This is a genomic window from Bilophila sp. 4_1_30 (genome assembly GCF_000224655.1).
GTDB lineage: Bacteria > Desulfobacterota > Desulfovibrionia > Desulfovibrionales > Desulfovibrionaceae > Bilophila > Bilophila wadsworthia.
Genome location: NZ_JH114232.1, coordinates 347130 through 354641 on the forward strand (window position 1 = coordinate 347130; position 7512 = coordinate 354641).

Here is a 7512-nt window from a genome sequence, read left to right on the forward strand (position 1 = left end):
CCTTCCCCCTAAAACTTTTGTAATGGGGGCGAGGGTAAAGCGGCAGACACGGCATCGCTCCCAACCGGGAATGATGCCGTGTCTGTCGTTATAAGGGACTAATATATAAAGGAGCCCTCTTTCAATCACCCTTCCCCTTCATTCCAAAAGCTCTTTTCCATTCTTCAAAAAATATTCTATTTCACCTCATTACACAGATGAGGGAAATACCTTTCAAGTATCCATACAAAGGAGAAACGGCGGGGGCTTTGCGCTGCGCGAAGGGAGATCCACCCGGTCGAAGACCGGGTTAGCTCCCGGAGCATCGGCAGCGCACCGGCGATGGATAGCGGATAAAGAAAGGCCCGAAAGGAAGGGGGCCGTTGCGCGGCAGGCCAGCAACCCACTTGAGGCAGCGGAAAAACGGGGTGTTCCGGGGGGATTGCAAAGGGGGCCTCGGAGGGGCGGAGCCCCTAACAGGCCCCCTTTGCCCCCGCGGGAGGCGGCCACCCTGCGCGGCAGGGAAAGCGCCCGCCGGCGCAGCCGGGAACCATCCCCTACGCATTACATAATAATCCTAAACCATTGATAAACAGTCTGCTTCCAATCCAATCCCCTCCACCGTCAAAACGGCAAGGTGCGGATACACCTCCACGCCGTGCGCCACGGCATCCCGCAGCCCCACGGCATACGCCGGATCGATCATGTCCGCAGGCCCGAAGCAACAGACATCGGGCCGCTGTATGCAGTAAAACATGGCTGCCCGCTCCCCGGCGGCAACGATGCCTTTCAGCGTCCCCAAATGCTTGAGCCCCCGCTCGGAAACGGCATCCGGGAACAGCGCGACGTTATCCTCCGACATGGTGACATTCTTGCATTCGACCCAGAGCCGGGGCATCCCCGGCCCTTCGAGCAAACCGTCCAACCGGCTCTCGCCACGCACCTTTTCCCGCGCGAATGAGGTATAGCCTTCCGCCCACGGCAGCCTGCCCGCCCTGAACGCGGCCTCAAGCATCCGGTTGGGCGTGCTCGTATTCACCCCGGCCCAAAAGCCGCCGCGCGGATACGCCGCAGGATCGCCGCACCACACCAGCTCCAGCGTCCACCTGAGCTTCCGCTCGGGGTTCTGCGCGGGAGACAACAACACGGGCGCGCCGGGCCGCAACAGCCCGATCATGGACCCTGTATTATTGGTGTGCGCCACATCCGGCTTGCCGTCGATCAACACGTGCACGAAAAAACGCTTCTCGCGGCGTACCAGACGCCCGACCACACAACCGGAAGGAAATGGCAACAATATGGACATGCACCCCACCCCATTCTCCCGGGGACCGTGCCCCGAGGAGTTCTTTCCTTAAAAAAGCGAATGCCGGTACCCGGCTAGAGAAAAAAAGCCCTTTCCACTTCCTGCATATCCACCAATTTACAGACGGGGCCTAACCTGCTACTGCATGACGACAAAGTCATGTAGCCACCGAGGTATAGTCCCATGCAATTCTCCGAAAGAATGGCCCACATAAAGCCTTCCGCCACCCTGACCATCAACGCCAAGGCCCTCGAGCTCAAATCGCAGGGCGTCGACGTGACCAGCCTGGCAATCGGCGAACCGAATTTCCCCACCCCCGCCCATGTCTGCGATGCCGCGAAACAGGCTATCGACGAGGGATTTACCCGCTACACCGCCGTGCCCGGCATCCCGCCCCTGCGGGAAGCCATCGCCGGTTACTTTAAGCGCGCGTACGGCGTCGACGTCGCGCCGGACTGTACCATCGCCAGCAATGGCGGCAAGCAGTCCCTGTACAACCTGTTCGCCGCCCTGCTCAATGACGGCGACGAAGTGCTCATCCCCTCGCCGTACTGGGTGAGCTATCCCGACATGGTCTACCTGAACGGCGGCGTGCCGGTCGCGGTCAAGGCCCCGGCCTCGCAGGGCTTCAAGGTGACGGTGGAACAGCTCGAAGCCGCGCTGACCCCGAAGACCAAAATACTCGTCTTCAACTCGCCTTCCAACCCCACGGGCGCCTGTTATTCCGTGTCCGAACGCGACGCCATCGTGAAATGGGCGCTGGATCGCGGCCTGTTCATCATCGCCGATGAAATCTACGACCAGCTCGTCTACGAGCCCAACAAGCCGTCGAGCATCATCGTCTGGTGGAAGCAGTACCCGGACCGCATCGCCGTCGTCAACGGCCTTGCCAAGAGCTTCGCCATGACCGGCTGGCGCGTGGGCTATACCGTGACCCACCCCGACCTCGTCAAGAAACTCAGCCAAATCACCGGACAGGCCACCGGCAACATCTGCTCCGTGTCCCAGAAGGCCGCCGTAGCCGCCCTCACCGGCCCCTACGACTGTGTGGAGTCCATGCGCCAGGCCTTCCAGAAGCGCCGCGATATGGCATGGAAGGAAATCGCCTCGTGGTCAAACGTGGTGTGCCCGAAACCCGAGGGCGCGTTCTACCTGTTCGCGGATATTTCCGCCCTGTATGACGAAAAAATGCCCGACGCCACCGCCGCCTGTACCCGCCTGCTCAGTGAAGCGGGCGTGGCGCTGGTTCCCGGCGACGCCTTCGGAGCGCCGGACTGCATCCGGTTCTCCTACGCCGTGGCCGACGACGTGCTCATGGACGCCCTCGCCCGCGTCCGCAAGGTCCTCATCGGACAATAATGCTGACCTCCGGTTCCGGGGCTTCCCGGAACCGGAAAACGCCGCCCGTAGACGGCACTTTTCAGGAGACGGTATGCATACTCTGGATTGGAAGCACGCATGGACCGGACGGTTGCTGACGACGGCCCCGACGCGCCCGCAGGCACTCAAGCTCCTTGAGCCGCAGCTCGACAGCTGCAATGCCCGCCTCATCGGTGAAGTGGCCTCGGGCAAACTTCCGTTCCTCAACCTGCCCTTCCGCAGCAGCCTGACGGCCCGCCTCAAGGCGCTCACCCCGCAGCTCCGGCGCTTCAAGCATATGGTCGTGCTGGGCATCGGCGGCTCGGCCCTCGGCACCCGCGCACTCCAAAAGGCCTTTTTCCCTCAGCAGGATCTCCCGAACCACCAGGGGCCGTGGCTGTGGATTCTGGACAACGTGGACGCCGACGTGCTCGAAGCGCAGATGGCCACCCTCAATCCCGAAGAAACCATCGTCGTCCCCGTCAGCAAATCCGGCGGGACCATCGAAACGCTGGCCCAGTACTTTTTCATGAAGGCGTGGCTGCAAAAAGCGCTCCCCGACACGTGGCACGAGCATATGCTGCTCGTCACCGACGAAAAGAAGGGCTACCTGCGCGAAGAGGCCGACCGCCACAACATCGTGTCCCTGCCGGTGCCGGACCATCTGGGCGGGCGTTATTCCGTCCTTTCCGCGGTGGGGCTCGTACCCGCGGCCTTCATGGGCCTGCCGTGGGAAGACTTCCTCGAAGGCGCGGCCAGCGTGAACGCGCCGCTCGTCAACGACGAACTCGGCAAGCCGGAAAACCTCCGCAACCATCCCGCATGGGCGCTCGCGAACTGGTGCTTCGAGCTGTCGCGGCACGACTACAGCCAGTTGATTTTCTTTACGTATATTCCCTCATGGGCCTCTTTCGGCCAGTGGTTCGGCCAGCTCTGGGCGGAAAGCCTCGGCAAAAACGGCAAGGGGACCATGCCGCTGCCCGCCGTGGGCGTTACCGATCAGCACTCGCTCCAGCAGATGTTCCTCGACGGCCCCGCCGACAAGGGCTGCATCCAGCTGCACTGCCCGAACCTGAGCAAGGGCCCGCAGTTCCCGGACGACGTGCCGGACAGCTGGGAATGGCTGCGGGGCAAGACCTTCGGGGATCTGCTCAATGCCGAAACCCTCGGCTCTGCTGCGGCCCTCGTGCATAACGGCGTGCCGCTCACCCGCCTGGAAGCGGCGGAATCCTCCATGCGCGCCGCAGGCGAAGTCATGGGGCTGCTCATGGCCACGACCGTGCTTACCGGCTGGCTTATGAACATCAACCCGCTTGATCAGCCCGCCGTGGAGCTCGGCAAGCGCCTCGCCTATTCCCGCCTTGGTTCCTCCAGTTATCCGGAAGAAGCCGCCATTTTGAAGGCATTTCTGGATTAGGGGATAGGCATAGGCTATAGAGACTTGGGGAAGGGGAAAACGTTTCTGAAAGAAAGCTTCTCCCCTTCCCCTGATTTGCAGCTTCCACTCCTTTCCAAAGACGTTTGTGCTTCGAATCTCTGTGCCCTTTCCGGTACAGGCATAAAAGAAATCCGTAGAAACACGCTATCACGATCGGCGGCAATCAGGGCTTTTTTCTTCGAACAAGGCCAACGGCTCTGTTCAAACAAAAAAGTCGTGGCTATGTTTCAAGAGCATCCCTATTGCGTAACCGCCCTCCCCACCAAACATTTCACGGGAAGGGAGCCGGGGGAAGGCATGACGGGTGCGCTTTTCATAAAGTGCCCTCCCCGACATATACTACTCAGAGGCTCGTTTTGTTCGGCAAAAAAGACTCCGTGGACAAGGGCCTGCCGTTCGGGCTGACCCGGTTCCTCTCGTGGATATCGCTTATCCTGATCCTTGCTTCCAGCGTGATGCTGGCCTTTTTCATCGGCAATTCCGCACGCAACACGCTGCTGCTCCGCCAGCAGCAATACGCCATGCTCATGGCCAGCAACCTGAACCAGCAGATCTACCGCCGGTTCACGCTGCCTACCTTCCTCGCGTTCGGGCGCATCGCCCTGCGCCAAAGTATGCAGTACCAGCAGCTCGACGATGTGGTGCAATCCACCATCCTCGGCCTGCATTTGGAATCCCTGCGCATCTATGGGGCCGACAGGGTCGTCAACTACTCCATCAATCAGATGGAACTGGGCCGGACCGACATCACGCCCGCGTCGATGGAACGCGTCATGAGTTCGGGCATCCCCTTCTTTGAGACGCTCTCCAGCGTCAACATGCTTTCCGCCATGTTCATGCTCAAGATCCCGGACGGCAGCTACTCGCTGCGGACCATGTTCCCCCTGACCGTGGATCTCGGCATCAGCGAGAGCACCGGCAAACCGGAATCCCTTGTGACCGGCGTGTTGGAAATCACGCAGGACATCACCGACGATTACGACAGCGTCGTGCGCTTCCAGTGGCTCATCCTCGCCACATGCCTTGGTTCGTCCACCATCCTGTTCGCCATCCTCCAGTTCTTCATCATCAAGGCGGAACGGACCCTTGCCGAGCGCATGAGCCGCAACCGCAAGCTTGAGGCCGAACTCCATCAGAACGAAAAGCTCGCCAGCATGGGCCGCGTCATCGCCAGCATCGCCCACGAGATCCGCAATCCGCTCGGCATCATCCGGTCAAGCTCCGAGTTTCTCATCCGGCGCACGCCGGAACAGGAGAAAGGCAGCCCCGCCCAGCGTATCCTCACGGCCATTTTCGACGAGTCCTGCCGTTTGAGTCAGATCGTCAACGACTTCCTCGACTATGCCCGCCCCCGCGTACCCCGTCAGGATCGCGTGGATCTCAACGCGCTGCTGAATCAGGCCACCGGCTTCCTCGACGGCGAAATGAAGCGCCTCGGCGTGGAATGCGTCCGCGACACGGAAGGTTCCCTGTTCGTCCTCGGGGACAAGGATCTGCTGTACCGGGCCGTCTACAACATTCTGGTCAACGCCTATCAGGCCATCGGGACCAACGGGACCATCCATATCCGCGGCGAACGACGGGACGACGGCATGATCGCGCTTTCGTTCCACGACAGCGGCCCCGGTTTCCCGCCCGCCCTGCTGCACAAGCTTCTTGATCCCTTCTTTACCACCAAGGATCACGGCACGGGCCTCGGTCTGCCCATCGTGAACACCATCATCACGTCCCACAACGGGAAACTGCTCCTGACCAACCCCGAAGAGGGCGGAGCCATGATCACCATCCTGCTCCCGGTTGCCAGCGAGCCGGATATAGGCGACACTCCCGAAAAAGACGAACGGCCGGCCGCAAGCGCGGATGACGAGCCCGTGACGCTGACCGATCCGCTCCCCTCGGAGAAACACGATTTGCGGGAAGGCGACGCCCCTCCGCAGACACGCTAGACAGACAAGGATATTCTCATGAACGACAAGGTGCATCTGCTGCTGATTGACGACGAGAAAAACTACCTGCTCGTTCTGGAAACGCTGCTGACCGAAGCGGGATACGCCGTGACCGCACTGAATGACCCGGAAACGGCGCTGGCGTTTCTCGAAGAGTCCGAAGTCGACATCGTCATCACCGACATGAAGATGCCCCGCATCTCCGGGCGTGAGGTGCTGGAACGGGTCAAAAAGAACTGGCCCCACATCCCGGTGCTCATCATGACGGCCTTCGGCTCCATCGAAAGCGCTGTGGAGGCCATGCGTTACGGGGCGTTCAACTACATCACCAAGCCGTTTTCCAACGACGAGCTGCTGCTTTCCATCCAGAACGCCGCCGAGCTGGCCCGCGCCCACCGCCAATACCAGCTGCTGCGGGAAAGCCTTGAAGAGCGCTACGGCAAGCACCAGATCATCGGGCGCAGCCGGGCCATCCGTGACATGCTCGCTCTTGTGGACCGCGCCGGGCCGAGCCGCGCCACGGTGCTCATCACCGGCGAATCCGGCACCGGCAAGGAACTCGTCGCGCGCGCCATCCACTTTTCCTCGCCGCGCAGCCAGGAACCTTTTGTTTCCGTGAACTGCATGGCCCTGAACCCCGGCGTGCTTGAAAGCGAACTCTTCGGACACGAAAAAGGTTCCTTCACCGGCGCGGTCGCCATGCGCCGGGGCCGTTTTGAGCAGGCCAGCGGGGGCACGCTGTTCCTCGACGAAGTGGGCGAGCTGACCCCCGAATTGCAGGTCAAACTGCTCCGCGTGCTTCAGGAGCGCCGTTTCGAGCGCGTGGGCGGCAGCGAGGAAATCGAAGTCGACATCCGCATCGTCGCGGCAACGAACAAGGACCTCATGCCGCTGGTGCAGGCGGGGACGTTCCGCGAAGACCTCTACTACCGCCTCAACGTGGTGCACATCCCGATCCCGCCCCTGCGCGAACGCCGCGAGGATATCCCGCTGCTGGTGGCCCACTTCGCGGAAAAGGCCGCCAAGGAAAACGGCATCCCGCCCAAGACGTTTTCCACCGAAGCGCTGAACCATCTTTCCGGCTACGAGTGGCCCGGCAACATCCGGCAATTGCAGAACGTGGTCGAACGCTGCCTTGTGCTCGTGCCCGGAGACGTGATCACCCTTGAGGATCTGCCCGCCGAGATCCGCGACGAGGAAGCGCAGTTCAAGAGCGCCGTGGATCTGCTTCCGGTGCAGCTTGATCTTGCCGATACCCTTGAGCGCATCGAAGCCGCGCTTATCCGCCGCGCGCTCGTCCGCGCCGACTTCGTACAGGCCAAAGCCGCGGAATTGCTCGGCATATCCAAGAGCTTGATGCAGTATAAGCTGAAAAAATATAGTATTACCGGGCATTAATGGAATTGGGGAAGGGAGGGGGAACTTTTCTGAAGAAAAGCTTCCCCCTCCCTTCCCCAAGCCCCATCCCTCCCTCTCCAAAGACT

5 protein-coding genes are annotated in these 7512 nt (G+C 61.1%); 4 read left to right on the forward strand and 1 reads right to left on the reverse strand.

What is annotated here, in order from left to right; all coding sequences use genetic code 11:
• Positions 1–556: 556 nt before the first annotated feature.
• Positions 557–1285, reverse strand: coding sequence for a DNA/RNA nuclease SfsA (gene sfsA / locus HMPREF0178_RS08325; RefSeq protein WP_009368310.1), 729 nt, complete (start codon positions 1283–1285; stop codon positions 557–559).
• Positions 1286–1468: 183 nt separating this feature from the next.
• Here sfsA and HMPREF0178_RS08330 point away from each other — a divergent pair, with 183 nt between their 5' ends.
• The 4 genes from HMPREF0178_RS08330 (at position 1469) to HMPREF0178_RS08345 (ending at position 7426) form a co-directional block, all read left to right on the forward strand.
• A complete protein-coding gene (locus HMPREF0178_RS08330; RefSeq protein WP_009368311.1) occupies positions 1469–2644 on the forward strand; it encodes a pyridoxal phosphate-dependent aminotransferase in 1176 nt (391 codons plus the stop codon).
• Positions 2645–2717: 73 nt separating this feature from the next.
• Positions 2718–4061 (forward strand): hypothetical protein, encoded by a 1344-nt coding sequence (locus HMPREF0178_RS08335; RefSeq protein WP_009368312.1) that lies wholly within the window; start codon positions 2718–2720, stop codon positions 4059–4061.
• Positions 4062–4438: 377 nt separating this feature from the next.
• A complete protein-coding gene (locus HMPREF0178_RS08340) occupies positions 4439–6028 on the forward strand; it encodes a sensor histidine kinase (RefSeq protein WP_009368313.1) in 1590 nt (529 codons plus the stop codon).
• A gap of 18 nt (positions 6029–6046) precedes the next feature.
• Positions 6047–7426, forward strand: coding sequence for a sigma-54 dependent transcriptional regulator (locus HMPREF0178_RS08345; protein ID WP_005028077.1), 1380 nt, complete (start codon positions 6047–6049; stop codon positions 7424–7426).
• The last annotated feature ends 86 nt before the right edge of the window (positions 7427–7512 follow it).